The organism is Parapontixanthobacter aurantiacus, from assembly GCF_009827635.1.
GTDB lineage: Bacteria > Pseudomonadota > Alphaproteobacteria > Sphingomonadales > Sphingomonadaceae > Parapontixanthobacter > Parapontixanthobacter aurantiacus.
Genome location: NZ_WTYW01000001.1, coordinates 520,125 through 544,649, shown reverse-complemented (window position 1 = coordinate 544,649; position 24,525 = coordinate 520,125). Strand labels below are relative to the sequence as shown.

General features: G+C 61.7%; 24 protein-coding genes and 3 tRNA genes. 14 read left to right on the top strand and 13 right to left on the bottom strand.

Annotated elements, in window-relative coordinates; genetic code table 11:
- Positions 1-103: 103 nt before the first annotated feature.
- Positions 104-832 carry an SIMPL domain-containing protein gene (locus GRI38_RS02635; RefSeq protein WP_160681426.1) on the bottom strand — a complete coding sequence of 243 codons (729 nt, stop codon included), beginning with the start codon at positions 830-832 and terminating at the stop codon, positions 104-106.
- A gap of 102 nt (positions 833-934) precedes the next feature.
- Between GRI38_RS02635 and GRI38_RS02630 the strand changes: the two genes are divergently transcribed.
- Together GRI38_RS02630 and GRI38_RS02625 are read left to right on the top strand one after the other, a co-directional pair.
- Positions 935-2,767 carry an ABC-F family ATP-binding cassette domain-containing protein gene (locus GRI38_RS02630; RefSeq protein WP_160681425.1) on the top strand — a complete coding sequence of 611 codons (1,833 nt, stop codon included), beginning with the start codon at positions 935-937 and terminating at the stop codon, positions 2,765-2,767.
- Positions 2,764-3,348, top strand: coding sequence for a uracil-DNA glycosylase family protein (locus GRI38_RS02625; RefSeq protein ID WP_237487320.1), 585 nt, complete (start codon positions 2,764-2,766; stop codon positions 3,346-3,348). Before GRI38_RS02630 ends, GRI38_RS02625 begins: the two co-directional genes overlap by 4 nt.
- Positions 3,349-3,353: 5 nt before the next feature.
- Here the strand turns inward: GRI38_RS02625 and GRI38_RS02620 are convergent, their stop codons facing one another.
- On the bottom strand, positions 3,354-3,827 hold the full coding sequence (locus GRI38_RS02620) for a DUF6456 domain-containing protein (protein WP_160682427.1): 474 nt from the start codon (positions 3,825-3,827) through the stop codon (positions 3,354-3,356).
- Between the two features lie 121 nt (positions 3,828-3,948).
- Between GRI38_RS02620 and GRI38_RS02615 the strand changes: the two genes are divergently transcribed.
- Complete coding sequence (locus GRI38_RS02615; protein ID WP_160681424.1) at positions 3,949-4,521, top strand: helix-turn-helix domain-containing protein; 573 nt, start codon at positions 3,949-3,951, stop codon at positions 4,519-4,521.
- A gap of 83 nt (positions 4,522-4,604) precedes the next feature.
- On the opposite strand, the gene secF is transcribed toward GRI38_RS02615, so the two are convergent.
- From secF to yajC, 3 genes are read right to left on the bottom strand one after another with little or no spacing between them, the layout of a single operon-like run.
- Entirely contained in the window at positions 4,605-5,582 is a 978-nt protein-coding gene (gene secF / locus GRI38_RS02610; protein ID WP_160681423.1) for a protein translocase subunit SecF, read from the bottom strand.
- A gap of 13 nt (positions 5,583-5,595) precedes the next feature.
- On the bottom strand, positions 5,596-7,191 hold the full coding sequence (secD, locus tag GRI38_RS02605) for a protein translocase subunit SecD (protein ID WP_160681422.1): 1,596 nt from the start codon (positions 7,189-7,191) through the stop codon (positions 5,596-5,598).
- 39 nt (positions 7,192-7,230) lie between these two features.
- On the bottom strand, positions 7,231-7,557 hold the full coding sequence (yajC, locus tag GRI38_RS02600; RefSeq protein WP_160681421.1) for a preprotein translocase subunit YajC: 327 nt from the start codon (positions 7,555-7,557) through the stop codon (positions 7,231-7,233).
- A 206-nt stretch (positions 7,558-7,763) separates the two neighbouring features.
- Here yajC and GRI38_RS02595 point away from each other — a divergent pair.
- Positions 7,764-7,840: transfer RNA gene (locus GRI38_RS02595), tRNA-Pro, on the top strand.
- A 28-nt stretch (positions 7,841-7,868) separates the two neighbouring features.
- Here the strand turns inward: GRI38_RS02595 and GRI38_RS02590 are convergent.
- Entirely contained in the window at positions 7,869-8,333 is a 465-nt protein-coding gene (locus tag GRI38_RS02590; RefSeq protein WP_160681420.1) for a hypothetical protein, read from the bottom strand.
- A gap of 213 nt (positions 8,334-8,546) precedes the next feature.
- Here GRI38_RS02590 and GRI38_RS02585 point away from each other — a divergent pair, with 213 nt between their 5' ends.
- From GRI38_RS02585 to accC, 4 genes are all read left to right on the top strand, one after another.
- A complete protein-coding gene (locus tag GRI38_RS02585; RefSeq protein ID WP_160681419.1) occupies positions 8,547-8,957 on the top strand; it encodes a holin family protein in 411 nt (136 codons plus the stop codon).
- Between the two features lie 48 nt (positions 8,958-9,005).
- On the top strand, positions 9,006-9,452 hold the full coding sequence (locus GRI38_RS02580; RefSeq protein ID WP_160681418.1) for a type II 3-dehydroquinate dehydratase: 447 nt from the start codon (positions 9,006-9,008) through the stop codon (positions 9,450-9,452).
- 97 nt (positions 9,453-9,549) lie between these two features.
- Positions 9,550-10,053: an acetyl-CoA carboxylase biotin carboxyl carrier protein gene (gene accB / locus GRI38_RS02575; RefSeq protein WP_237487319.1), complete on the top strand. Its 504-nt coding sequence runs from the start codon at positions 9,550-9,552 to the stop codon at positions 10,051-10,053.
- A 7-nt stretch (positions 10,054-10,060) separates the two neighbouring features.
- Positions 10,061-11,422: an acetyl-CoA carboxylase biotin carboxylase subunit gene (gene accC / locus GRI38_RS02570; RefSeq protein WP_160681417.1), complete on the top strand. Its 1,362-nt coding sequence runs from the start codon at positions 10,061-10,063 to the stop codon at positions 11,420-11,422.
- 49 nt (positions 11,423-11,471) lie between these two features.
- Here the strand turns inward: accC and GRI38_RS02565 are convergent, their stop codons facing one another.
- Positions 11,472-11,933: an Lrp/AsnC family transcriptional regulator gene (locus GRI38_RS02565; RefSeq protein WP_160681416.1), complete on the bottom strand. Its 462-nt coding sequence runs from the start codon at positions 11,931-11,933 to the stop codon at positions 11,472-11,474.
- Between the two features lie 248 nt (positions 11,934-12,181).
- Here GRI38_RS02565 and GRI38_RS02560 point away from each other — a divergent pair, with 248 nt between their 5' ends.
- From GRI38_RS02560 to GRI38_RS02550, 3 genes are all read left to right on the top strand, one after another.
- On the top strand, positions 12,182-13,936 hold the full coding sequence (locus GRI38_RS02560) for a histidine kinase dimerization/phospho-acceptor domain-containing protein (RefSeq protein WP_160681415.1): 1,755 nt from the start codon (positions 12,182-12,184) through the stop codon (positions 13,934-13,936).
- A gap of 135 nt (positions 13,937-14,071) precedes the next feature.
- Positions 14,072-14,148 (top strand) — tRNA-Ile (locus GRI38_RS02555).
- 37 nt (positions 14,149-14,185) lie between these two features.
- Positions 14,186-14,262, top strand: a tRNA-Pro gene (locus GRI38_RS02550).
- A 125-nt stretch (positions 14,263-14,387) separates the two neighbouring features.
- Here GRI38_RS02550 and GRI38_RS02545 read toward each other — a convergent pair.
- Positions 14,388-16,442 (bottom strand): acyltransferase family protein, encoded by a 2,055-nt coding sequence (locus GRI38_RS02545; RefSeq protein WP_160681414.1) that lies wholly within the window; start codon positions 16,440-16,442, stop codon positions 14,388-14,390.
- 504 nt (positions 16,443-16,946) lie between these two features.
- Between GRI38_RS02545 and GRI38_RS02540 the strand changes: the two genes are divergently transcribed.
- Positions 16,947-18,209: an MATE family efflux transporter gene (locus tag GRI38_RS02540; protein WP_160681413.1), complete on the top strand. Its 1,263-nt coding sequence runs from the start codon at positions 16,947-16,949 to the stop codon at positions 18,207-18,209.
- On the opposite strand, the gene GRI38_RS02535 is transcribed toward GRI38_RS02540, so the two are convergent.
- Positions 18,210-19,598, bottom strand: a complete 1,389-nt coding sequence (locus tag GRI38_RS02535) for a M20/M25/M40 family metallo-hydrolase (RefSeq protein ID WP_160681412.1) — start codon at positions 19,596-19,598, stop codon at positions 18,210-18,212.
- A gap of 173 nt (positions 19,599-19,771) precedes the next feature.
- Between GRI38_RS02535 and ettA the strand changes: the two genes are divergently transcribed.
- A complete protein-coding gene (gene ettA, locus GRI38_RS02530; RefSeq protein WP_160681411.1) occupies positions 19,772-21,445 on the top strand; it encodes an energy-dependent translational throttle protein EttA in 1,674 nt (557 codons plus the stop codon).
- 76 nt (positions 21,446-21,521) lie between these two features.
- On the opposite strand, the gene GRI38_RS02525 is transcribed toward ettA, so the two are convergent.
- Together GRI38_RS02525 and GRI38_RS02520 are read right to left on the bottom strand one after the other, a co-directional pair.
- The gene (locus GRI38_RS02525; RefSeq protein WP_160681410.1) at positions 21,522-22,256 is read right to left on the bottom strand and encodes a bacteriorhodopsin; all 735 of its coding nucleotides are present in this window, start codon (positions 22,254-22,256) and stop codon (positions 21,522-21,524) included.
- A gap of 187 nt (positions 22,257-22,443) precedes the next feature.
- Positions 22,444-22,995: a fasciclin domain-containing protein gene (locus tag GRI38_RS02520; RefSeq protein ID WP_160681409.1), complete on the bottom strand. Its 552-nt coding sequence runs from the start codon at positions 22,993-22,995 to the stop codon at positions 22,444-22,446.
- A gap of 215 nt (positions 22,996-23,210) precedes the next feature.
- Between GRI38_RS02520 and GRI38_RS02515 the strand changes: the two genes are divergently transcribed.
- Positions 23,211-23,648: an FKBP-type peptidyl-prolyl cis-trans isomerase gene (locus GRI38_RS02515; RefSeq protein WP_160681408.1), complete on the top strand. Its 438-nt coding sequence runs from the start codon at positions 23,211-23,213 to the stop codon at positions 23,646-23,648.
- Between the two features lie 56 nt (positions 23,649-23,704).
- Here GRI38_RS02515 and GRI38_RS02510 read toward each other — a convergent pair whose 3' ends face one another.
- On the bottom strand, positions 23,705-23,950 hold the full coding sequence (locus GRI38_RS02510; RefSeq protein ID WP_160681407.1) for a DUF2061 domain-containing protein: 246 nt from the start codon (positions 23,948-23,950) through the stop codon (positions 23,705-23,707).
- 118 nt (positions 23,951-24,068) lie between these two features.
- The gene (locus GRI38_RS02505) at positions 24,069-24,335 is read right to left on the bottom strand and encodes a manganese catalase family protein (protein WP_337191262.1); all 267 of its coding nucleotides are present in this window, start codon (positions 24,333-24,335) and stop codon (positions 24,069-24,071) included.
- Positions 24,336-24,525: the final 190 nt, after the last annotated feature.

The following is a 24,525-nucleotide window of genomic DNA, read 5'->3' as shown; positions in this document are numbered from 1 at the left end:
CGTTTCATAATGCGAAGGATACTAGGCCAAAGGCATTGAACAAGGTGTGAATGGTGCGCGCACGACGTCCTTTTCCACACCTCGTTCTCTGCCGTCGCATGCCTCAGCGGGTCATCTCGTACTTGATGAGGAGATTGACATTGACGCCGACTTCACCCGGTTCGATGCGGGTTCCGGTTACCTGAACGCTCTCGGCGCGCGCCATTGCCGGGGGCGGCGGGGGCACGGGGCCATAGCCTGAGAAGTTCTCGCTGATCTCGAGGATGCGAACTCCGCTGTAACCTGCCAGCCGGGCATAGGACTGGGCCTGCGCCATACCGCGGGCGAAGGCCGTCTCGCGCGCCTCTTCCTTGATCGCGGCGTCGTCCTCCAGCATGAAGTTCGGGCCGTAGACGTTGTTCGCACCGGCATCGACCATCGCATCGAGGATGTCGCCCGCCTGATCGAGATCGCGCAAGGTCACGCTCACCGAATTGTTGACGTTGTAACCTTTGAAGGTCTGCTCGCCGGTTTGCGGGTTGTACTGGTAATCCGGGTTGAGGTTGAAGCTCGAGGTCTGGATGTCCTTACGCTCTATGCCGAGCGAACGCAGCCGCGCGATCAGCCGATCCATCGCCTCGCCATTCTGCTCGATCGCCTCGCGCGCGGTGGCTGCGCGGGTCTGTACCCCGGCATTGATCATGGCGACATCGGGCGCGGCACGCGCCATTTCCGTGACGTTGAGTTCGATGACGGGATTGGTCGCCTGGATAGTGACCTCGGCAGCCGAAAGCGATGCGGGCAGCAAGGCCGCCCCGGTCAGTGCGAAAAGCGGAAATACGTATCTGTTCATCGGTGATACCTCCTGATGGGCCGGTCATCGGCCCGCTGTGCTTGACTGTCGATGAACCGCCTTGTTCCAGCGACGGCGAGCGTCTAAGCGCGCCCCAGCACCATGGCGCAGCCCCCCATCCTCAGTCTCGAAAGCATCGGCCTGCAGATCGGCGGCAAATGGCTGTTCGGCAATCGCGAGGAAGGCACGCTCGACCTGCATATCGGCCCGCGCGATCGCATGGCCCTGATCGGTCGCAACGGAGCAGGAAAGACGACGCTGTTCCGGCTGATCATGGACCGGCTCGAACCCGATCGGGGGCAGCGCAAGGTGAAGCCCGGCACGCGCATCGTCCTCCTCGAACAAGAGCCGGATTTTTCCGCCCACGCGACGCTGATGGAATTCGCGCTATCGGGCGAACATCCCCCCGCAGAGCACGAGATCGAAGCCATTGCGGGACAGCTCGGCATCGACATGAGCAAGCCGGCGGACGGCGCAAGCGGCGGGGAGAAGCGACGCGCCGCCATCGCGCGCGCCCTGGCGCAGGAGCCGGACCTTCTGCTGATGGACGAACCGACCAACCACCTCGACCTGTCGGCGATCGACTGGCTCGAGGACTGGCTGGCCCGCTACAAGGGCGCCTTTCTCGCAATCAGCCACGACCGCACCTTTCTGAAGCGGCTGACCAATGCGACCCTGTGGCTCGACCGGGGATCGTTGCGCCGCAAGGATGTCGGCTTCGGCGGCTACGAAGCGTGGGAAGAGCAGGTCTATGCCGAAGAGGCGCGCGCGGCGGAAAAGCTGGATGCGAAGCTGAAGATCGAGGCGCACTGGTTGGAACGCGGCGTCACCGCGCGGCGCAAGCGCAATCAGGGGCGGCTGGAAAAACTGCACGACATGCGCGCAGCCCGCGCCGCGATGATGACGCCGGGCGGAACGGCGAAGCTGAAGCTGGCAAGCGACGAGGATTTCCGGTCCAAATCGATCATCGTCGCGGAGGATATCGGAAAATCTTATGACGGCCGCGCGATCATCAAGCCCTTCTCCCTGCGCATCCAGCGCGGCGACCGGATCGGCATCGTTGGAGCGAACGGCGCCGGCAAGACGACCTTGCTCAAGATGCTGACCGGCGAACTGGAACCCGATACAGGCAGCGTAACACTCGCCAAGACGCTAACCGGCGTGATGATCGACCAGCAGCGCAGCCTGCTCGCCGAGGGCAAGAGCGTGCGCGACGTGTTGGCCGAAGGCGGCGACTGGATCATGGTGGGCGACGCGAAGAAGCACGTGCAGGGCTATCTCAAGGAATTTCTGTTCGACCCCGGCATCGTCGATACGAAAGTCGCAACGCTGTCCGGCGGCGAGCGTTCGCGCCTGCTCCTCGCCCGCGAATTCGCGCGCAAGTCGAACCTCCTCGTCCTCGACGAGCCGACTAACGATCTCGACCTGGAAACGCTCGACCTGTTGCAGGAGGTCATTGCCGACTATGACGGCACGGTCCTCATCGTCAGCCACGATCGCGACTTTCTCGACCGGACGGTGACGGTGACGCTCGGCCTCGACGGGTCCGGCAAGGTCGATGTTGTCGCGGGCGGTTACGAGGACTGGGCTGCAAAGAAGGCGTCCCCGCCCCCTGCAAGACAGGCACCGGCAAGCGGGTCCGACAAGGCGAACCAGTCAGGGAACGCACCTCCCCCGCCCGCATCAGGTCAGAACCAGGGAAGCAGGAAGCTGTCCTATAAAGAGCAGCGCGACTACGAACTGCTGCCCGCACGAATCGACGAACTGGACGCCGCGATCCGCCGTGGCGCGGAAATTCTGTCCGATCCGGACCTCTATTCAACCGATCCCCAGAAATTTGCCAACATCACCAAGGGCATAGAGAACGCGCGGACCGAAAAGGACGCGGCGGAAGAACGCTGGCTGAACCTTGCCGAGCGGGTCGAGGCGCTTTGACGGCGGAAGCGCTCAAACGCGAGATCAGGGCCTGTACCTTATGCGCCGGGCACTTGCCCCTCGGCCCCAAGCCCATCGTTCAGTTCAGTGCGACCAGCCGGGTGGTCGTCATCGGACAGGCGCCGGGGCGGATCACGCACGAAACCGGCCTCGCCTTCGACGACAAGTCCGGCCACCGGCTTGCCGGATGGCTGGGCGTCAGCTTCGATACGCTGCACGATCCGGCCCGGTTCGCCATCGTTTCGATGGGCTTCTGCTATCCCGGCAAGGCGAGCGGCGGCGACAAGCCTCCCCGGCCCGAATGTGCGCCGACCTGGCACGATCGGGTGTGGCGCGAATTGCCGGAGGACCGCCTGACCTTGCTGGTCGGAGCCTACGCCCAGCGCGCCTATCTGACGGAGACGAAGGCACTGACCATGACGGCGCGCATCGAGCGCTATCGCGAATTTCTGCCGCGTTTCATCCCATTGCCGCATCCCGCGTGGCGGAGCGCGCTATGGATGGCCAAGCACCCGTGGTTCGAGGCAGATGTGCTGCCCGAATTGCGGCGGCTGGTGGCTGAGCGGATAGGCACGGCTTAGAACGCTCAATTGATGCGGTAGAAGTTCGCCACCCTATCGAGCGCCAGTTTCAGCACCAGTTTCCCGCTGCGCGCGGGCCAGTCCAGTTGCTTCTCCGCCATGGGCAGGCCCTCCCCCGCGCAGACGACCCGCCACAGAATGTCCTGCAACCCTTTGCCCGCTTCGATCATCGCGCCGTCGAACCGCTCCTTGGCCGCAAGTTGCCGCTCGCTGGACGTGAGCCCCGCCTCACCCGTTCCCTTGATCCGCACCGGGTCCCAGCGCATCGTGACGTTCGGCCCCAATTGCGCGCGCTCGTAATCGGCCCGCAGCCGCTCGCCCGCATCGAACAGACGGTCGTCGAGATGGCCGCGCGCATGCAGCCAGGTCAGCGGCGATTCGCCTACATTCACGGCGACGCTGCGACGACGCTTCACCCCTCCCCCGACCCGGCGCGGTCCTTCGAGGGTCAGTTCCTTTTCGACGATTTCGCGGCGGATCATCGGCGGTATCCTTTCGGCTGGGGATTGCTGAGGCATCCCCTTGCCAAATCCGGTCGGCTGTAGGAAAGACAAATATCACCGATATGGTTAGAGTTCGGCGATCGAGGGAAAGAGCGGGATGATCAATCGCATTCGTGACATTCGCAAGGACAAGGGGCTGACGCTCGCGGAACTGGCGGAAGCCTGCGATCCGCCGACGACGGCGCAGACCATCGGACGGCTCGAAACGGGGATGCGCAACCTCTCGCTCAAATGGATGGAGCGGATTGGCGCGGCGCTCGATGTCGACCCGGAAATGCTGGTGCGTAGCGAAACCGCCAACCACCCGCAGCTCGTCGCCCGGCTGACCGGCAGCGGGCCGGAGGCGCTGGACACGCCGCGCGATGCCATCCTCTCCACCGATCTCGGCGGGGAAAGCCCGCTCATGGTGCTTTCGATCGATGAGCCGGTCGGGGAGTATCGGCAGGGCGACCAGCTCTGGCTGCGGCAACTTGCTCCGGAGGATTCGGCGCGCGCGATCAATCGCGACGTCCTCGTTCCGCGGAAGGCGGGCCGCTTCGCTTTCGGGCGACTGATCGACCGGCGCGGCACGCTCGTCGGATTGCTGCCGCCGGGTCATGGCGAAAAGCAGCAGGTGGTGGACGATCCGCCGTGGATCGCAGTGGCCGAAATGCTGGTTCGCCGGCTTTAGCCCGAAGCAGACACCCGAAAGGGCGCACCTGGCATCGCTGACATCGGGCTAGGTGCGCTTAGACCCCCGCTCGACATCCTTGTTCAGCGTTCGCCGCGCGCGACCTTTTCCTGCCGATCGGCGACCGATTCCTGCGGTATGAAGCTGTCGGAATCGACGCCGAGCCACAGGAGCAGCGGGGCCGCCATATAGACCGAGGAGTAGGTGCCGACGAACAGGCCGAGCGTGATCGCAGCGACGAGGCCGAACAGGCTCGCGGGGCCGAAGAACAGCAGCGGCACGAGGGCGACGAGCAGCGTCAGCGAGGTCATCACGGTACGCGCCAGCGTCTCGTTCACCGACAGGTCGAGAAGCTCGGGAAGCGCCATTTTCCGGTACTTTTTCAGGTTCTCGCGGATACGGTCGTAAACGACGATCGTGTCGTTCAGCGAATAGCCGATGATGGCGAGGATCGCCGCGATGATCTGGAGGCTGAATTCGAGCTGGAACAGCGCGAACATGCCGAGCGTCAGCGAAACGTCGTGGAACAGGGCGAACAGCGCGCCGACCCCGAACTGCCATTCGAAACGGACCCAGATATAGATCGCGACCGCCAGCATCGCCGCGAGCAGGGCATAGACCGCGCTCTGGCGGAACTCGCCGGAAACCTTGCCCGAGACGGTGTCGCGCCCATCCAGCTGGAAGTCCGAGAATTCGCTCTGCAAAGTGCCGGTAATTTGGTCGGCGATCCGGTCCGCCGCTTCCTTGTCGCCCGTCACCTCGTCGGGCAGGCGCACGCGGATCGAAACCTGGTTGGGCTCGCCGAACCGCTGGACGAGCGGGTCGCCATATCCCAGCGCGCCTACCGCTTCGCGCAGTTCCGCGACGGGCGCGGTTTCGCTCTCGGTAAAGGTCGCGCGAATTTCCTGACCACCGGCGAAATCGACGCCGTAATTCAAGCCTTGGGTGAAGACGAGCGCCCAGCTCGCCGCGATCAGCAGGATGCTCACCACGAAGAACGGCACGCGCCATTTCAGAAAGGGAATGTTCGTGTCGTCGGGGACAAGTTTCAAAAGTCGCATGGTCTCGTCCTCCTTACAGGTTCAGCTCGGTCGGGCGAGCCTTGCGCATCCATCCCGCGACCCACATCCGGGTCAGCGTCACCGCGGTAAAGACGCTCGTGAACAGGCCGATGACGAGCACCACTGCGAAGCCGCGAATGGGGCCCGAGCCGAACAGGAACAGCAGTACCCCGGCAATGAAATTGGTGACGTTCGCATCGTAGATCGCGCGGCTTGCTTCCTTGTAGCCGTTCTCGACCGCGGCGACGATCCGCCGCCCGCGTTTGCGCTCCTCCCGGATGCGTTCGTTGATCAGCACGTTCGCGTCCACCGCCGCCCCGATGGTCAGGACGAAGCCCGCAATGCCCGGCAGAGTGAGCGTCGTATTAAGCGCGGCCATGATGCCGAGCAGCATGAGGACGTTGATGACGAGCGCGACGGTAGCGTAAATTCCGAAGCGGCCATAGGTCGCGATCATCAGGACGATGACGGCAACCGAGCCGATCAGCATGGCAATCATACCCTTGCGGATCGAGTCCGCACCCAGATCGGGACCGACCGTGCGTTCCTCGATAATCGCAAGATCGACGGGCAGCGCGCCCGAGCGAAGCGATATGGCAAGGCGGTTGGCGCTTTCGACCGTGAAATTGCCGGAAATCTGCGCGCTACCGCCAAGGATCGGCTCGTTGATATTGGGCGCGGAAAGGACTTCACCGTCGAGGATGATTGCGAAAGGCTTGTTGACGTTCTCGCTGGTCAGCGTGCCGAAACGTGCCGCCCCCTGCTGGTCGAACTGGATGGTGACGACCGGCTGATTGTCCTGATCGAAAGTCTGCTGCGCGCCGACGAGATTGTCCCCGCGGATGCCGCCGAGCCGACGGACCGCCACGGATTGTCCGGCAAAGGGCGAATCCTCGACATAGGGAAAGATCTGCGAACCCGGAGGCGCGACACCGGCCGCAACGTCGGCAGCATTGGCATTCTCGTCAACCAGCTTGAATTCGAGTTGCGCGGTTTCGCCGAGCAAGGCCTTCAGTTCCTCGGGATCCTGCAGACCCGGAACCTGGACCACGATGCGATTGTCGCCCTGGCGGATGATCGTGGGCTCGCGCGTGCCCAGTTCGTCGATCCGCTTGCGCACGACCTCGACCGCGCTTTCCATCGCCTGTTCGACCGCAGCATCTATGCCCTCGCTCGTCGGAGTGAGGACGAAGCGGTTCTGGTCGACCACTTCAAGGTTCCAGTCACGCGTCAGCCCCGAACCGTTGAGGATCGGCAGCAGCAATTCACGCGCACGGTCGACATCGCTCATGTCGTCGAGAAGGAAGCTTAGACGACCGCCCTGCGCGGAAACATCGCCGATGCGAATGCGTGGCTCGGCGCGGCGCATTGTCGTGCGGACGGTCTCTTCCAGATTTTGCAGACGTTGCGTGGCGACTTCCGCCGGGTCGGCTTCGAGCAGCAGGTGACTGCCGCCTGCAAGGTCGAGCCCGAGATTGACGGTCGGCGACGGCAGGGGCTCGGGCCAGGCCCGGTTCGCGAGATTGGCAAGCGAGGGAAGAGCCGCCAGGACGGCGATCAGCGCCAGGCCCCAGAGCCAAAGTTTCTTCCAGGTGGGGAAATCCAGCATTTCTGCGTCCTAGATCGAGATTACGGGGCCGATGGCGAACTAGGCGTCGGCTTTGGCCTTGCCGGCGGGCGGGATGACGTCGCCGATCGTGCTTTTCACCGCCTTCACCCGGACGCCCTGCGCGATCTCGAGTTCGGCATAATCGTCATCGACCTTCATAACCTTGCCCACGAGGCCGCCGGCGGTGACCACCTGATCGCCTTTCTTGAGACCTGCGACCTTCTCCGCATGCGCCTTTTGCTGGCGCATTTGCGGACGGATGATGAGGAACCAGAAGATCGCGATCATTCCGATGATCGGCACCCACTGGATCCATCCGGGAGGCGCGTCGGCAGCGCCTGCGGCAGCAGCAATGAGATACAGCATCGAAAATCCCTAGTCCAAGTAAAGCGGTCCGCGCCTTTCAGATAGGGCGCGCGTCGCGCAAGTCGAGGGGCGAACCCCGCCCGACATGCGGATTGGGTTGCGCGACTAGCAGCAAATATTCGCCGGAGCAACGCGCATTGCGACGGGTTCGAGAGAGACGCTTGCCAAGCTATCGGGCCGCGCCTATAGCGCGCCTTCCACTGGATCGGGACGTAGCGCAGCCTGGTAGCGCATCACACTGGGGGTGTGGGGGTCGCTGGTTCGAATCCAGTCGTCCCGACCAGTGGTTTTTCTCTCAAAAGAAGTTTCGGTCAGCCCGGACTGTCATTGGGCGGCGTCGCCGCTTGCCGTTCCTCGTCCGAACCGCTGGACAGCGCGACAAATCCTCCCAGCGCGGCGACATTCGCAGCGATGCCAAGTCCCATTCCGCCCCCACTTGCGGCGCTTCCCTCAACCAAGGGTGCACCCAGCGCGCAGCTTCGCTCGTACCAGTTCAGCCATTCGCTCCAGTCGTAGCTGCGCTCGTCACCCGCTTCGCGATAGGTCTTGCCGGCGAACTTCCAGTCCTGCGGCGCGTTGTCCGCTTCGAGCCAGGCGCGATATTCGGGGGCAATCCGCGAACAATCCCACAGGCGCGGCGGTTCGAGGCCTTCGCCCTCGCCTGTCCAGACGATCGTGTCGGCGTCCTGCGACGCGGGCTGCGCGGCCACGCCAATGGACAAGAGAAGAGCGGAAGAGCCGAGGCCCAAACCGACAAGCATAGCGTTGCGTCTCATGGCGTTTTTCGAAGGCCCCTTATAGCTGCGGACAAACCGCTCTCGCGTCGCTCGCTCGACTTCTAAACCCGTGCGCGCCTCTTGTCTATCTTGCGCGAAAGCACGCCCCGCTGCCTAAGCGAAGGACCGACAATCCGAAAACCGGCAGCCGCGGAGGCCGATTTCCTACACGAACCTATTTGGTTATAGGAGGTTTCTTTGCGGAGAACAGACATGGCATTTATCGAAACGATTATCGGTCCCATCGCCTCGATCATCGACAAGATCATTCCGGACAAGGGAGCGGCCGCCGAAGCGAAGCTGCGGCTCATCGAACTCGAAGGCAGCCAGGAATTGAAAGCGATCGAGACCCGGCTCGGCGCGATCGTCGCGGAAGCCAATTCCCGCGATCCGTGGACCAGCAGGGCGCGGCCCAGCTTCCTCTACGTCATTTACGTCATTATCCTGGCTGCGATCCCGATGGGCATCCTCGCCGCCTTCACGCCGGAAACTGCCGAAGCCATTGCCCGCGGCATGAACGCCTATCTCAACGGGATACCCGATCCGCTGCTCGCATTGTTCGGAACCGGATATCTCGGATACACGGCGGCGCGGCAAATCGGAAAGAACAAGGGCGTCGCCTGATCCGCGGCGGCTAGGCAGCGGCCCCTCCCCCGCGCTATGGGAGGGGCCATGCCGCAATCCGACCGCCCGACCGTCTACGTCCTCAACGGACCCAATCTGAACCTCTTGGGTCTGCGCGAACCCGAAATATACGGCACTGCGACGCTCGACGACATTGCCGACCTTCTCGAAGATCGTGCGCGTGAACTCGGACTCGCGATCGACATGCGCCAGTCCAACCACGAGGGGCATCTCGTCGACTGGCTGCACGAGGCACAGGCGGAAGCCGCCAAGGCGGTGCTGCTGAATGCCGCTGCCTACACCCACACCTCCATCGCCCTGCTCGATGCCATCAAGGCGATCAAGACGCCGGTGATCGAAGTCCACCTGTCCGATCCGACGCAGCGCGAGCAATTTCGCCATCATTCCTTCGTCGCAATGGGCGCGGTCGAGACAGTGCAAGGCCGCGGACCGCAGGGCTATGTCGATGCGCTGGAGATTGCCGCGCGCCTCTGACCGGGATGTTGATTGCCGACTCCGAACCGGCCCGCCCCCCTTGCCAGTCGGCCAAGCCCCGCGCATAGGGGCCGCAACCAGCAAACAAGGGGCATTCATGGCCGACAGCAAGGGTAGCACCGGGCGCAAGACCGGGATGAACGTAGATACCGACCTCGTCCGCGAACTCGCGGAACTTCTCTCCGAATCGGGATTGAGCGAGATCGAGGTCGAGGACGGCGAACGCAAGATCCGCGTCGCGCGCGGGGGCATGCAGATGCCTGCCTATCAGGCAATGCCGATGGCGCCCCCCTCTCAGCCGCAAGCGAGCGCCCCTCAGGGAAGCGCGAGTGACTCCGCAACGGGCGGAGAGGCCGAAAACGTCGCTGCCGATGCGCTGAAGTCACCCATGGTCGGCACGGCCTATCTCGCGCCCGAGCCCGATGCTGCCGATTTCGTGAAGGTCGGCGACAAGGTCGAAGCGGGCGACACGCTGCTCATCATCGAGGCGATGAAAGTCATGAACCCCATCACCGCGACGAAGGCTGGGACCGTGAAACAGATCCTCGTCGAGAATGCCCAGCCGGTCGAATTCGACCAGCCGCTGGTCGTGATCGGGTAACGACGCCATGGCAATTTCCCGGATCCTGATCGCCAATCGCGGCGAAATCGCCTTGCGCATCCATCGCGCCGCGCATGAAATGGGTATCGAGACGGTCGCCGTCCATTCGACCGCCGATGCCGATGCTATGCATGTTCGCCTCGCCGACCATGCAGTCTGCATCGGCCCGCCGCCTGCGAGCGAAAGCTATCTCAATGTGGCCTCGATCATCGCAGCCGCCGAGATCGCCCATTGCGACGCCATCCATCCCGGATACGGCTTCCTTTCCGAGAATGCGCGCTTCGCAGAGATCGTCGAAACGCATGACATCGCGTGGATCGGTCCCAAGCCCGAGCACATCCGCACGATGGGCGACAAGGTCGCGGCAAAGAAGAGCGCGGGTGAACTCGGTCTGCCGCTCGTGCCCGGATCGGACGGCGCGGTCGACAACGTGGAGGAAGCCGCCCGAATCGCCGAGGAAATCGGCTATCCGGTGATCATCAAGGCAGCGAGCGGCGGCGGCGGGCGCGGCATGAAGGTCTGCGACAGTCCCGAAAAGCTGCAGACGCTGATGCAGCAGGCCGGTAGCGAAGCGAAGGCGGCTTTCGGCGATGCCACCGTCTATATCGAGAAATATCTCGGCAATCCTCGTCACATCGAGTTCCAGATCTTCGGCGACGGCAACGGCAATGCGATCCATCTGGGCGAACGCGACTGCTCGCTTCAGCGCCGTCACCAGAAGGTGCTGGAAGAAGCACCCTCGCCCGTGATTACCGCCGAAGAGCGCGAGCGGATGGGCGGGATCGTCGCCAAGGCGATGGCAGATATGGGCTATCGCGGCGCGGGAACGATTGAGTTCCTCTGGGAGAACGGCGAATTCTACTTCATCGAAATGAATACGCGCCTGCAGGTCGAACATCCGGTGACCGAAATGATCACTGGCCTCGATCTCGTGCGCGAGCAGATCAGGATCGCTGACGGCAAGCCGCTTTCGGTGACGCAGGACGAGATCACCTTTACCGGCCATGCGATCGAATGTCGCATCAATGCCGAAGACCCGTTCACCTTCGCGCCCTCGCCGGGCAAGGTAAGCGCGTATCACGCCGCCGGCGGTATGCATGTGCGCGTCGATAGCGGGCTGTATGCGGGCTACTCGATACCGCCCTACTATGACAGCATGATCGCCAAGCTGATCGTCTATGGCCGCAACCGCGACAAGTGCATCATGCGCCTTCGTCGGGCGCTCGAGGAAATGGTCATAGAAGGCGTGAAGACCTCCATCCCCTTGCATCAGCAGCTGATTAAGCAGGACGACGTGTTGAGCGGCGACTATACGATCAAGTGGCTCGAGGAATGGCTCGCCGAACGGGACAGCGAAAAAGCCGAGTGAGCCTGTAACGGGCTTCGGTTTTTATTCAAACTTTCAGCCCGGCTCTCCGCTAGATCGGAACGCCTGGTGCGTGTTTCGCAGTGCGGATCGTTAGCGAGGTCTTGACGCTTTCCACATTTGGAGCAGGCGTCAACTTGCCGGTCAGGAATTCCTGAAAGCTTTGCAGGTCGCGGCAGACGATCTTCAGGATGAAGTCGATCTCCCCGTTCAGCATGTGACATTCGCGTACTTCGGGAAATTCGCGCATGGCGTTCTCGAATTCTCGCAGGGCGTCTTCTGCCTGGCTCTTCAGGCTGACCATGGCGAAGACGGTAATCGTGAAGCCGAGCTTCGACGGATCGAGATCGGCGTGATAGCCGCGGATGACGCCATCCTCTTCCAACCCCCTCACGCGCCGCAGACACGGCGGAGCGGTCAGGCCGACCCGATGCGCGAGTTCGACATTGGTGATGCGACCTTCGTCCTGCAATTCGGCTAGCAGCCGGCGATCGATTTCGTCGTATTTTTCCATTTGCTTCTCGTCCCTCGCGCAGTTTTCGCGCTCAGCCGGTGGCAAGAATCCTTCCGGATAGACAATGGCAGCATATCAGCCATTGCCAGAATTGCTAAGATTATTTCCTTAACCATCTTCCGTCCCGCTTTGTGACGCGCCGCGAGGTTTCGCGGCGGACGGCTATCAAACGTCCTAAATAACGCATTAAGGAAGCGCCGCGCCCTCCCGATGGGAAGGGGTCCGGGCAGCGAGACAGGGAGTGCCGCTTGTATATCGACGATCGCCTTAAAACGGTGCTGAGCCAGCGCGTTACGGGCGAGCGTGCGATCCGCACTCAATATCGTCAGTTGCTCGATATCATGGGCCATATCCATACCATGATCGACGACGAGCTGATGGCCGAAGCGTGGCAACGCATGGACGCGCTCGAAGCGCAAATCGCGGAGAAGGAGCGGGCGGCAATCCTGCGCGAGGCCGGCTGGCGCTTTCGCAATGCATCGCTCGCCTCGTACTTCGCCGGCGAATCGCCCGACATCGCCTCAGCTGCGCTGGGCAAGGTCAAATTGAGCCCGGAGGAATGGGCCGATCTCATCCCCGCCCTGCCGGTCCGTGCCCGCGGTTTCCTTCGCCTCCGCGACGATTTGCCGCCCGCAGCGACGCAGGTTCTCGAGCGGCTGGGCGTGCATGATCGCGCGCTTCCCTTGCCGGACAACTGGGTCGCCGATGATGCAGCGGCAGACCCGGCGAACGACGATGGGGCGGACATACAGGACGATACGCCGGAAGAGAGTGAAGCGGATGGTCCAGCAATCGACTTCGAGCGGGACGCGAGCCCGGTCGAGCGCGAACTGATCGAGTGCGAAACGGACAAAGCCAATGACAACATCACGTCGATCGGCGGCATCGTTCGCCGGATCGACGCTTACCGACAGAACCGCGAAGCGACCGAACAGCGCACTGCCAAGCGCAGGCAGCGCGACGATGCGGGCCCGTCGCACTTCCGTTTCCTCAGCGATGCCGAGGGTCGCATCGTCTGGGCCGATCCCGAGATCGCGCCGAGCGTCATCGGCGCTTCGCTGCTCGCCCAGCGAACGACCGGCGACACGTGGGAATTACGTCAGGCAATCCGGACGATGCAGCCGCTGGAGAATATCACGCTCGAACTCGTCGGGGCTCCAAGCATAACAAGCCGCTGGATCGTCCGGGCATTTCCGCAATTTGCCGATGCGACCGGCGCCTTCATCGGGCATGGTGGCAGCTTCTCCCGCGTCGCGCCGCCAGAAGTGCGCGCGGCGGGCATTAACCGCGAAGCCTCGGACCAGGTTCGCCAGATCCTTCATGAATTGCGCACCCCGGTGAACGCGGTTCAGGGCTTTGCCGAACTCATCCAGCAGCAGATGCACGGCAGCGTGCCGCATAATTATCGCGCGCTCGCCGCTTCGATTGCCGGCGACAGCGCCGCGATGATGGCCGGCTTCGAGGAGATCGAGCGCTTCGCCCGGCTCGAAACGGGCGACAGCATCATGGCGGAGGGCGAGTGCGACCTCCTGCCGATCGTCAAGCGACAGCTCGACCGCCTGCGCGGCGCGATGAGCGAGCGCGTACGCTATTTCGAAAGCCAGTTCGAAACGCGCAGCGCCGTCGTTGCCCTGAATTGTCCCGATCTCGAGTCGCTCAGCTGGCGCATCCTCGCGACCATTGCCGGCTGGTGCGAGCCGAGCGATGTTTTCGCCATCGGCATCCGGCAGGTGCGCGAAGGGCGCTTCACCCTGCTGTCGGTCGATCTTCCGGCCGCGCTGGCCGCACAGGAAGACGTGTTCGCATTGGAAGGCGTGACCGAGACCGGAGCGCCGGTGCGCAGCGGGATGCTCGGCGACGGGTTCGCCCTGCGCCTTGCACGCAGCGAGGCGCGGCGCGCGGGCGGCGACCTGCTACGCGAAAACGGCAATGTCGTGCTCGTCCTGCCCTCGCCCGATCCGGAACGCCGGGAAACTGGCGAGGAACTGACCACCGACGCCTAGGGTCGAACGGGAGCGCCCCGGCCCGCGAATGCGAATTTTGCGATGGATGCTTGCCAGCGCGAGCGCGCCGGGCTACGCGCTGCCGCAGTCAATCGGGGACGCCCTTTGCGGGCATCCGACCAAGCGGCATCAGGCGGGCCTGTAGCTCAGTTGGTTAGAGCTGGCCGCTCATAACGGCTAGGTCGCGGGTTCGAGTCCTGCCGGGCCCACCAGATGCACTTTGGCGTGGTCGTTCGGATTGGCTCCGGTCGGGGAGTGGCGCAGCCTGGTAGCGCACCTGTTTTGGGTACAGGGGGTCGCTGGTTCGAATCCAGTCTCCCCGACCAACTTACGCAGTCTCTTGCGCTTTCATGACTTAGATGAACCTCATATATAATGGCCGCCGAGATTAGCTGCATCGCTGAAATTGTCGGTCGTTAGGACTTGTTGAAGCGTCAAGACGGTCGACGATCTAAGGGGCCTCGGAAGATCGTATCTCGCTATCGGTCCGACGCGACATAATTTTATTGATTATGACCGAAAGCTCGCCGGACAAAGTCTTTACGAAGTATTCGGTCAGATGATTGGTGTCCCGATAGATCACTTGCCCACTACGTTCGACTGGACAAATTGAACCGGGACAGATTCGATCAGTAAGATCAAGGCCGGTTACCAGCCTTCTCGCGGCAATCTCACTATACTCTCCCTTATAACGTTCGGTATTTAAGGTGCCCGCGCGTTCGAAGCGGCAGTCTTGCGGCGGCAAGCCGAGCGACCGACGCCATTCCGCCCCCCAGCTCGCCTGTGACAAGCAAGCCACTACATCGAAGCCTGGTCGCGGATTGTCGCGTAGTTGGAGAACGTGGCTTCCAGAAGCAGTTAGTTCATCAAATAATTGACCCGTGCCAGTCCGCCAAGCTTCAGGGTCTACCGCGTAAGCTAGCGACCCTGTTACTACGACAAGCTCGGGGGCTAACTCCGATATGTATTGCAGTGCCGCGCCGCGCCATTGTTCACACTCGCGATAACGACGTCCCAGAGACTGGTAATAAAAGCTTACATGCGCCGGAGGACAGGCGACTTTTACCAGAGTGATCAATTTCCATCCCCGCCGCTCGGCGATCTCACGAATTGGCGTGAACCACTGCGCAGCGTGGCTGTCCCCAAGAAGGACGATCGTGCGACTGCCATTTTGAGTTCCAAAGCGGCAAGGACGTACCGCGCGCTCGTAGAAGTCTGCAACGCAGCCCGCATCGCGCAACGTCGTATTCTGAACCGCTGCCGCCGCGTAGACTTTCTGATCAGGCTGCATTTTCCAACCTTCGGCAGCCAATCGCCAAGTAAGAGCAGCGACGATGCCGACGCAGCTAAAGACGACGAGCATGGAGATAGATCGAAGCGGCTTGCTCGATAGCACTCGACTATGGCGGACAGGATTTTCAATGCAGTGGTAAGAGATTATCGCAACAATAAAAGAAATAGCGACAAGAAAGAGTCGCTCGATAATATGTTCTCCCGTCCCCAATTCGTCGGCCAATAGCAAGATAGGCCAATGCCAAAGGTAGAATGAATAGGATATCGTTCCAACGTAGCTTAGTGGTTTTACTTTCAGAGCCCTCGTCATCGGTCCGTCGTTCGTCCATGAACCTAGTGCGAGCAAAACGGTAGTTGCTATTACAGGAATCGCCGCTGCCGTGCCGGGAAACAGAGTTTGCTCATCGAATATTGACGCAGTCGCCAGCAAAATGACGAGAGCTGCGAACGATGCGAGGGACAGCCATCGATTTCCGCCATAAATACTAAACAGTCTCGTTGAGAGCGCCGCTGCGCCCCCGGCGGCGAACTCCCATATTCGTGTCGGCATCATAAAAAACGCGAAGGACTGATACGTGTCGGTCAACCAGACCGAGGAAGCGAACGACAGCGCACCAGCAAGGCCAATCCCCGATATTACGGCGAAATAAACGCCCTTTTGTGTTCGTCGACCTATCCTGGCGAATGCGAAGATAGTTAACGGCCAGATGAAATAGAATTGCTCTTCGACTGAAAGAGACCAAGTGTGCAGGAGTGGGCTCTCACTTAGATTATCGGCAAGATAATCCGTTTGCCTCCAAACGAACAAAAGATTGCTCGCATATACCGCGCAGGAGAGAACCGTATTGGCAAGCTCGGAATGTTGATAAGGAGAATAAATGAGCAAACCGGCCAGGCCGGTGAAGATCAGAACGACTATCATTGCCGGAAGCAGACGCCTGATGCGGCGAGCCATAAAATTAAGAAAGTCGATGCGCCCTTCCCTCAGAACTTCGTCGTACAGGATGGGTGTTATAAGAAAGCCGGAGATGACGAAGAAAACGTCGACACCTACAAATCCCCCAGACAATCCAGGGACCCCAGCGTGATAGAGGACGACGAGCAAAACCGCGATGCCACGCAAGCCTTGTACATCGTCGCGAAATGGCCGGACCGCGGACCTCCCACCCTTGCCGTGGAACATCGTAGAGACCGGTGAGGTTTGGCTTGCCATTGAATGTCGACCTCGTCCTCGCAACTAGTCGCTAACGCAGATCGACAAGACGCTCGTTAGTCTTTTGGGGCGCTTTCTATCCGCGCGAATTATCGCTTGCGTCAGACAGCGGAAGGTAGCTCGTCCGCAAGAATTTACCCGGTCCCGCCACGAGTAACGCAACGCTCCTAGGAAGGTTCGAACGCGAAGTAAAGTACGGGCAAAATTAGCAAATTTAAGAAAAGCCTAGACAGTCGGTCATCGTCGAATCGGCGTACGAGTTCCATTCAAACTGCGTGCGATATATCGATTTGCTTCCCTGTTTCCCGAACAGGAACAAGCGTTCAATGATTCAGTTCGACGATTTTTCGATAGTAGTCAGGTAAGCAAGTTTCGATGTTAGAGACTGCCTCATGTTATGATCCGCGAAGACGCGATTGAAGAAAGCTGGTTGGCATTATCGTTTCGCAAGATAGCCGCCCGACCATAGACCGCCGCGCGATCTGGGCGATTGCCGTCCCGGCGATGATCACCAATGTCGCGACCGCGCTGATCGGTCTCGGCGATATGTGGATCGTCGGGCGGATGGGCGATACCGCGGCGCAAGGCGCGGTGGACGTAGGAGCACGCCTGTTCGCGCTGCTTTTCACGGCGATGAACTTCCTCAAGACCGGGACGACCGGACTGGTCGCGCAGGCAGGCACGCGGGAGGGCGACACGGCGCAGGTCGGCGTGCTCGTGCGCGGCCTCTTCGTCGGTCTGACGATCGGGCTACTCCTGCTTCTCTTCAAACCCGTGCTTTTGCCCCTGCTGCTGTCGGCGCTGGGAGCGGAAGGTGACGTCCTTGCCGCCGCCGGGACCTATGCGGGGATCCGCTACTGGACCGCGCCCGGCGTCATGTGCAATCTCGCGCTTGTCGGCTTCATGGTCGGGCGCCGCCAGATGCGTGCGGTCCTGCTGATCGAGGTGGCCTACAATCTCGCCAATGTCGGGCTCGGCCTGTGGTTCGTGCTGAGCCTCGATTGGGGCATCGCAGGGATCGGATGGTCCAGTCTCATCGCGGAATATACCAAACTGGCGGTCATCGCCGCATTCCTTCGGCGGGATGCGGTCTTCACGCGGGTCGGGCGACTTCGCCTCGATGCAGCATTGATCGGCTGGCAAGCCGTTCGCCCGTTCCTGTCCGTCAATCGCGACCTGTTCCTGAGAACGATCGTCCTTATGGTGGCGCTGGCCGCCCTCACCCGGTTGAGCGCAGAGCGCGGCGATGCAGTGCTCGCGGCGAACGGCATTCTCTATCAGCTGTTCGTGCTGACCGCCCTGCTGCTGGACGGTTTCGAGAATGCGGCGCAGGTCCTGAACGGAGAACGTTTCGGAGAACGCGACGCCGCCGGCTTTCGCCACTATATTCGCGCGATCATCCTGCGCGGATTGGCGGTCGCCCTCGCTGTGTCGGCGGTCTTCATCATCCTGGGAAAGCCGATCATCGCCAGTTTCGCCGCGACACCCGCCGTTCTCGACGCGGCCTACGAGGTCTGGCCGTGGCTGCTTGCCTTTCCGGTCGCAGGCGTTCTCGGCTTCATCTTCGACGGCGTCTATGTCGCGGCGAGCTGGACGCGCGCGCTCCTCGTCTCGATGATCGGAGCCTCGCTGCTTTATGCTGTGAGCCTGTGGCTGACCTGGCCCTTGGGAAGCAACGGGTTGTGGATTTCCTTCACCCTGTTCCTGCTCGCACGCGCGGCGATCCAGGCGGTTATGCTGCGCCGTTTGTCGAGCAGGATCGCCTGACTATTCGCTCGGCTTGATCGGTCGCGGTTCGTTGGCGAGAATTGCCGTCACGGCGGTCCAGACTGCGACGTTCTGCCGCAACTGGGCGGGATCGATTTTGTCGAGCGTGTCGTCCGGCGTGTGATGCAGATCGAAATAGCGCGTTCCGTCCTGCTGCAAGTCGATGATCGCCGTTCCTCGTTCGCGGGCGATATTGATGTCCGCCCCGCCGGTCGCGACTTCAGCTGAAGGCGCGACGCCGAATGGTGCGACCGCTGCCGCGATGCGACGATAAAGATCGGGGTTGCTCTCGGTGAAATTGCTGTCGAAGCGCCAGATCCGGTCCGCCCCGAAATCACTTTCCAGTGCGACCGCGATGGGTTCGTCGGCATGGGCCGCGGCATAAGCCTTGCTGCCCCAGAGGCCGGTTTCCTCTGCGCCCGCGAAAAGAACGCGGATGGTGCGGAGCGGCTGACCGGCTTCCGCAACATGTTTCGCGGCCGCCGCGACGATCCCGCAACCCGCGGCATCGTCGAACGCGCCCGTCCCCAGATCCCAGCTATCAAGGTGACAGGCGAGCAAGACGGGCGGCAGCGAGGGGTCGCGACCGACGATCTCGCCGACGACGTTGCCGCTTTGCGTCTCGCCGAGCAGGCGGGGCGTCAGGACCAGCTTCATGGTGATGGCTCGCCCGTTCGCGCGTTCGAACATCCGGATTAGATTATCGGCATCGGGCAGCGAGAGTGCGCCCGCCGGAATGGGTTCCACACCTTCTGCGAAGGTCGTGCCGCCGGTATGGGGATTGCGGTGATAGTCGGTCCCCACGGAGCGGATGACGGTAGCGACCGCCCCCTTGCTGGCGGCTAGTGAGGGGCCGGTCCAGCGTGCGGGTCCGGCGAAACCGTATTGCGAACCGTCCTGCGTCGGGCTCATCGCGTGCGAGATAAAGGCGATCTTGCCGGCGAGGCTGCCTTCCGGCGCTGCTTGAAGCGCAGCATAGGTCGGGAAATAGACGACCTCCGCAGTAATCCCGTCCGGACCGGTCGAGGCCGAATTGCCGAGCGCGGCAATGGCGAGCGGCTGCGCAAAGGGAGAAACGATTTCCGCCTCTTCCTCGCCGCGCACCCAGGTATCCATCATGAAGGGCTCGTCCGCCACATTGGTAAAGTCGTTGGCGGTCAGCCATCGCTCGGCCCAGACGCGGCCGCGCGCCTCGGCTTCGGTACCTGCCTGACGCGGGCCGACTTCGGTCGTGATGCCTTCCACGAAATCGTAGGCGATGGTGTCTTCGCTCAGCGCCCGCTCGGCTTGCGGATTGGTCGAACCCGTCGCCTGAGCGTCGGCTTCGGCAGGGTTGATGGCAAGGGCGACAAGGGCGACGGGGGCCGCGAACGTTCTGAAAAAATCCATGGTCACAGGCGCATAGCGATGCCCGTGCCGAATGGAAAGCGGCCTCGGCCCGGCAAGCCCACCCCTTAGAGACCAAGGCTTGCTCCTTTGTCCGGCACGACCTATCTGGCGGCCAACGCATTTACCCACAATCGAAAGCGGCCATGCTGCCGCGCGAACGAGGAAACCGACCAATGGCCGCGCAATACGCCTATGTCATGAAGAACATGACCAAGACCTTCCCCGGTGCGAAGAAGCCCGTGCTGGAGAACATCAACCTGCAATTCTATCAGGGCGCCAAGATCGGCATCGTCGGTCCGAACGGGGCCGGCAAGTCGACGCTCATGAAGATCATGGCGGGCATCGATACCGATTTTCAGGGCGAGGCCTGGCCGGGCGAGAACATCACTGTCGGCTATCTGCCGCAGGAACCCGAACTCGATCCCGACAAGACCGTCCTCGAAAACGTGAAGGACGGTGCCCGCGAAACCGCCGACATGGTCGATCGCTACAATCAGATCGCCGCCGAGATGGCGGAGCCGGATGCCGATTACGAGAAGCTCGGCGACGAAATGGGCGAATTGCAGACCAAGATCGATGCGGTCGACGGCTGGACGCTCGACAACCAGCTCGAGATCGCGATGGAAGCGCTGCGCTGTCCGCCATCCGATGCAAGCGTCGCCAACCTGTCGGGCGGGGAAAAGCGCCGCGTCGCCCTCACCCGCCTGCTGATCCAGAAGCCTTCGATCCTGCTGCTGGACGAGCCAACCAACCACCTCGATGCCGAAAGCGTGGAATGGCTCGAGAACCACCTCAAGGAATATGCCGGCGCGGTCCTGATGATCACCCACGACCGCTACTTCCTCGACAATGTCGTGGGCTGGATTCTCGAACTCGATCGCGGCTCCTACTATCCTTACGAGGGCAATTACTCGACCTATCTGGAGAAGAAGTCGAAGCGCCTCGCACAGGAGGAACGCGAGGAATCCGGGCGGCAGAAGGCGCTGAGCGAAGAACTCGAATGGATCAGGCAGAACCCCAAGGGTCGCCAGACCAAATCGAAAGCCCGCTTGCGCAAGTTCGAGCAGTTGCAGGACGCGCAGAACGACCGCAAGCCGGGCAAGGCGCAGATCGTTATCCAGGTGCCGGAGCGGCTCGGCAGCCAGGTGATCGAGGCGCACAACATCTCGAAGGCGTTCGGCGACAAGCTGCTGTTCGAGAACCTCTCCTTCACCCTGCCGCCCGGCGGGATCGTCGGCATCATCGGTCCGAACGGCGCGGGCAAATCCACGCTGTTCAAGATCATCACCGGTCAGGAAGAGCCCGATAGCGGCCACATCAAGATCGGCGAGACGGTGCATCTGGGCTATGTCGACCAGAGCCGCGACGACCTCACCGCCAGCAACAATGTCTGGGAGGAAGTCAGCGACGGCCTCGACTACATGAAGGTCAACGGCCACGACATGTCGACCCGCGCCTATGTCGGGGCGTTCAATTTCAAAGGGCAGGACCAGCAGAAGAACGTCGGCAAGCTGTCGGGCGGAGAGCGCAACCGCGTTCACATGGCGAAGATGCTGAAACAGGGCGGCAACGTCCTGCTGCTCGACGAACCGACCAACGATCTCGACGTCGAGACGCTCCGCGCGCTGGAAGATGCGATCGAGAACTTCGCGGGCTGCGCCGTGGTGATCTCGCACGACCGCTTCTTCCTCGACCGCCTGGCGACCCATATCCTCGCTTTCGAGGGCGACAGCCATGTCGAATGGTTCGAAGGCAATTTCGAGGCTTACGAGGAAGACAAGCGCCGCCGCCTGGGCGATGCCGCCGATCGTCCGACGCGCCTGCAGTACAAGAAGCTGACACGCTAGGCGCCGTCGCCGGATTGCTCCGGCAAAATAATACGAGGGGGGTGATCGGTCTTACCGGTTACCCCCTTCTTGTTTGCTAAGGGATCGTCTTTCGCAACCGGGAATTGGGATTGGGCTCGTCGAATTCCGAGAACTTGGGTGCGAGTTTGCGCAGTTCGTAAAGGTCGTAGATCGAGAAGCCGACTTTCGAGAAGATAGGCAGGATGACGAAGAGGGCCACTTCGGTCGTGCTGTCGATGACGCCGATACCCGAAGGTCCCAGCGCCCAAACCGTGGGATAGCCGAGCCACATCAGGGTAAAATAAGTATTCACCCTCGTGAAGGCACCGCCGATTTCCGCGTTGTGGGCGAACGCCTCGCGCCTTACCCGTCCCCAGAGGATGCCCAATATCAAGGCGAGGCAGACGCAGCCAGTTGCGTACCAGAACCATTTCGCGGCGCTCTCGCCCGACAGGTCGGCGAACAGACCCGACAGGATCATGATGACGTCCAGTCCCACAAGCGTGAAGATCGTCGTCTTGTCGAGCGGCCTGAAGAACATGCCGGTCGATGCTAGGACGAACAGTATCAGCGGCGTCGTGACGAGCCAGTCGAGATAACGCGCAAAATAGACGGTCTGGCCGCTTACCTCGATCGTCCCCTGCCCCAGCGCCATCGCGGTATAGGCAAGCCCGGACCAGACCGGAATCATGATCGCGACGGCATATTCGTATTGCGGCACGTGGCGCGGATCGCGGCTCCAGAAGAAGAACAATACCGCGCCAGCGGCCATGCAGGCGACATAGGTCCAGAGCCAGGAAGTCTCGGTCAAGCTATTCTCCGATTGGGCCGCTCGACGTTGCAGCCACCTTCAAGCATCGAACCGGGGGCTTCACCGATCGTTCCGCGATAGCCGCCGCCAAATAACCTTAGTGGATTCTAGCACGAGCTCGCATTCATGGCCTAACCGGCCTGCTCCAAACCAAATCTGAGAGTTTCGCACGGCCTTAAGCCCGCGCCTACTCCGTCAGCACCGTGTTGATTGCATGAACGACGCCGTTGTCACCGGTAATATCGGCTTCCACCACCCTCGCTTCGACACCGTCGGGCGAAGTCACCATGATCTGGCCGCCTTGGTTGTTGATCGTCAGCGTTTCGCCTGACAATGTCTGAAGCTGCGTCTCGCCTTCGGCTATATCCTCGGCGCGGATAATCCGGCCCACGGCGTGCCGCTGTAAAATTGCGACAACCTGTTCCTGTGACATCTGGTCCAGCCCCTCTACCGCGCCGAATGCTTCGTCGATCGGGGCAAAGATGGTGACCGCGTCGGCGTTGGCGAGCGTTTCGCCGACGCCGTTGGACACCGCTACCTCAAGGAACCTATCGAGATTTCCGTTGGCACTCGCCGCCTCGACCACATCGACCGAGGACGGCGTCATGTCGCCGCTTACTTCGTCCGAGGCGGCGCTGTTATCTCCGGTAGTTGCGTCCCCGTCGGCCTCGGTCGAGCAAGCGACGAGCGACAGGGCGATGGCGCCGGTGGCAACAAGGGAGCTAAAGCTATGGGTCATCTTGATCCTTGTTCTCAACAATAGGCGATTTTTCCTTTCTTATATTCTTGGTTTGGGAAGTCGTTCCAGCGAGGTCGATGCAGCCCCGTCCGCCCCATTTGACTCGCCCGGCCTCGTTTGCGAGACTCACGCGTGAGGGCGCCCGGTACGCGGGCGCGACCATGACGGCGCCAATCCCCGTGCGCCGGACACACGAAATCCGAGAAGGACATATCATGCAGACTGCAAAACACGGTGACACCGTATTGATCGACTACGTCGTCAGCAAAACCGACGGGACCGTCGTCGGCAATACCGAGGAAGCCGGCCCCCAGGAAATCTCCATCGGCCAGGGCCAGACCTTCCCGCAGATCGAGGAAACGCTCACCGGCATGGAAGTCGGCAAGCAGGAAACTGTCGAAATCGACAGCGACAAGGCTTTCGGCCCGCGTCGTGACGAACTCGTGATCGATATTCCCCGTCAGAGCCTGCCCCCGGAACCCGAGCCGCAGCCCGGCATGGCTCTGCAGGCACAGCAACAGGACGGTACGCCGGTAACGCTCCATGTCGTGTCTGTTGGCGAAGAGTCGGTCAAGGCCGACGGCAATCACCCGCTCGCAGGCGAAGACCTGACTTTCGGCGTAACCCTGCGCGAAATCAAGCAGGCTGCCTGAGCGCGGTCCCGGCCCGCCGGTTCGAAGCACTGCGCTTCGGACCGGCGAGCCCGGCTTTATCCGAGACCGCTCGGCTCGGCGGAACTCGCATTCCAATCCCCGCCTGCCCTGTTCCAGGCGCGATCGTGAAAGTAATAGGCGAACGTCTGAACGAGCGGTTCAATGAGGCCGATCGCCAAAGCCGCCTGCCAGTTGCGGGTCAGAGCATAGGCCACGGCGATAGCGACGACCAAGTGCATGAGCGCGTAACTGGCCGTCTTCATGCAGGTAATCTTGAAACAGCTCGCGGGCGAATGGGACATCTCTATTTCCTAACTGCTTGAAGCAATCTGAAGCGAAGTATTCACTAAAACCAACCCGACATTCGGCGATTGGTTTCGTGCTGCCGGGCACGAACGCGCACCCGGCACTGCACCAGAACTATTTCATCTGTTCTTTTTGAGCCCCACTATGCGGCGGCGCCGGACCGAGCATCTTCTTCATTCCCGGGTCCTCCGTCGCGTTCCACAGGCGTGACGCAAGGATGCGCCCGGTTCGTGCAGCGGTGAGGTTGCAATACATGTCCGCGGCGATGTTTCCGCTGGCGTAGATATGCGACATGTCGAACGGCACGCCATCGGAGTTGGCCGGATACGCCGCCATTCCCGAGGCGACCATGCGGCACGTTGGAGCGCCACCGGGCGCGATTGCATTTTCCTACCGTCGGCCCAGCCCGGTAAAAGGGCGCCGTGATCGGCCGACTTCTCTCTCATGTAGATGCTGCCAACTCGCGGAAGCTATCGCGGGCGGCGGAGCTCGTTGTCGGCCTACGGTTTTGTATCGCCAGGACCGTGTTCCATGTGTTCCATCGCGTAGGATTTTTTGCCCCTTCCGCCCC

What these genes read in the sequence shown, in the direction of transcription:
- secD (WP_160681422.1), bottom strand. Translation starts at nt 7,191, where the DNA reads ATGCTGGATTTCCCCACCTGGAAGAAACTTTGGCTCTGGGGCCTGGCG.
- GRI38_RS02515 (WP_160681408.1), top strand. Translation starts at nt 23,211, where the DNA reads ATGCAGACTGCAAAACACGGTGACACCGTATTGATCGACTACGTCGTC.
- GRI38_RS02545 (WP_160681414.1), bottom strand. Translation starts at nt 16,442, where the DNA reads ATGGCAAGCCAAACCTCACCGGTCTCTACGATGTTCCACGGCAAGGGT.
- GRI38_RS02585 (WP_160681419.1), top strand. Translation starts at nt 8,547, where the DNA reads ATGGCATTTATCGAAACGATTATCGGTCCCATCGCCTCGATCATCGAC.
- GRI38_RS02590 (WP_160681420.1), bottom strand. Translation starts at nt 8,333, where the DNA reads ATGAGACGCAACGCTATGCTTGTCGGTTTGGGCCTCGGCTCTTCCGCT.
- GRI38_RS02520 (WP_160681409.1), bottom strand. Translation starts at nt 22,995, where the DNA reads ATGACCCATAGCTTTAGCTCCCTTGTTGCCACCGGCGCCATCGCCCTG.
- GRI38_RS02535 (WP_160681412.1), bottom strand. Translation starts at nt 19,598, where the DNA reads ATGGATTTTTTCAGAACGTTCGCGGCCCCCGTCGCCCTTGTCGCCCTT.
- secF (WP_160681423.1), bottom strand. Translation starts at nt 5,582, where the DNA reads ATGCGACTTTTGAAACTTGTCCCCGACGACACGAACATTCCCTTTCTG.
- GRI38_RS02635 (WP_160681426.1), bottom strand. Translation starts at nt 832, where the DNA reads ATGAACAGATACGTATTTCCGCTTTTCGCACTGACCGGGGCGGCCTTG.
- accC (WP_160681417.1), top strand. Translation starts at nt 10,061, where the DNA reads ATGGCAATTTCCCGGATCCTGATCGCCAATCGCGGCGAAATCGCCTTG.
- GRI38_RS02565 (WP_160681416.1), bottom strand. Translation starts at nt 11,933, where the DNA reads ATGGAAAAATACGACGAAATCGATCGCCGGCTGCTAGCCGAATTGCAG.
- accB (WP_237487319.1), top strand. Translation starts at nt 9,550, where the DNA reads ATGGCCGACAGCAAGGGTAGCACCGGGCGCAAGACCGGGATGAACGTA.
- GRI38_RS02580 (WP_160681418.1), top strand. Translation starts at nt 9,006, where the DNA reads ATGCCGCAATCCGACCGCCCGACCGTCTACGTCCTCAACGGACCCAAT.
- yajC (WP_160681421.1), bottom strand. Translation starts at nt 7,557, where the DNA reads ATGCTGTATCTCATTGCTGCTGCCGCAGGCGCTGCCGACGCGCCTCCC.
- GRI38_RS02630 (WP_160681425.1), top strand. Translation starts at nt 935, where the DNA reads ATGGCGCAGCCCCCCATCCTCAGTCTCGAAAGCATCGGCCTGCAGATC.
- GRI38_RS02540 (WP_160681413.1), top strand. Translation starts at nt 16,947, where the DNA reads ATGATCACCAATGTCGCGACCGCGCTGATCGGTCTCGGCGATATGTGG.
- GRI38_RS02615 (WP_160681424.1), top strand. Translation starts at nt 3,949, where the DNA reads ATGATCAATCGCATTCGTGACATTCGCAAGGACAAGGGGCTGACGCTC.
- ettA (WP_160681411.1), top strand. Translation starts at nt 19,772, where the DNA reads ATGGCCGCGCAATACGCCTATGTCATGAAGAACATGACCAAGACCTTC.
- GRI38_RS02510 (WP_160681407.1), bottom strand. Translation starts at nt 23,950, where the DNA reads ATGTCCCATTCGCCCGCGAGCTGTTTCAAGATTACCTGCATGAAGACG.